Annotated in this window: 1 pseudogene; it reads right to left on the minus strand. The window is 49.4% G+C overall.

Annotated features, from left to right (window positions below):
- Window positions 1-755 (minus strand): annotated as a pseudogene (locus R7Z49_RS24595) (UvrD-helicase domain-containing protein); the annotation flags it as partial.

A 755-nucleotide genomic window follows, 5' to 3' on the forward strand; every position in this document is an offset into this window, starting at 1 on the left:
TCGTTGTAAGCACTGTAAACCGAAATCGGTTCACCAACGACGCCGTCAGTCCACAGCTCTTTACCCATACGCTCAGTGTTATTGGCGATCAAGGTATTGGAAGCTTCCAAAATGGTCTTGGTGGAACGGTAATTCTGCTCTAGGCGAATGGTGGTTACGCTTGGGAATTCACGGGTGAATTTCTCAATGTTTTCGACTTTTGCTCCGCGCCAACCGTAAATCGATTGGTCATCGTCACCCACAATCATCACATGACACTCAGGCCCCGCCATCATGCGTAGCCAAGCGTATTGGATATTGTTGGTGTCTTGGAACTCGTCAACCAGAATGTGTTTAAAGCGTGCCTGGTAGTGCTCGCGGACAAACTTGTTATCGCGCAGTAGCTCATGAGCGCGAAGCAGAATTTCTGCAAAGTCGACCAAACCGGCACGGTCACACGCTTCTTGATAAGCGGTGTATAGCTGCAAGTAGGTTTTGGTCACAGGATCGTGGTAAGCATCGATATGTGCTGGGCGCAGACCTTCGTCTTTTTTGCCGTTAATCCACCAAGCCACTTGGCGTGCAGGCCACTGCTTTTCATCCAGATTTTGTGCTTTGATCAGACGCTTCAGTAAACGCTGTTGATCGTCGCTGTCGATGATTTGAAAGTCTTCCGGTAGCTTGGCATCAAGATAGTGCGCGCGCAGAATGCGGTGACAAATACCGTGAAAGGTACCATTCCACATGCCTGACGCACTGCCCATCATCAACTCTTA

The sequence above is a fragment of the Vibrio sp. 1562 genome, assembly GCF_033340155.1.
GTDB classification, from domain to species: Bacteria; Pseudomonadota; Gammaproteobacteria; order Enterobacterales; family Vibrionaceae; genus Vibrio; species Vibrio alginolyticus.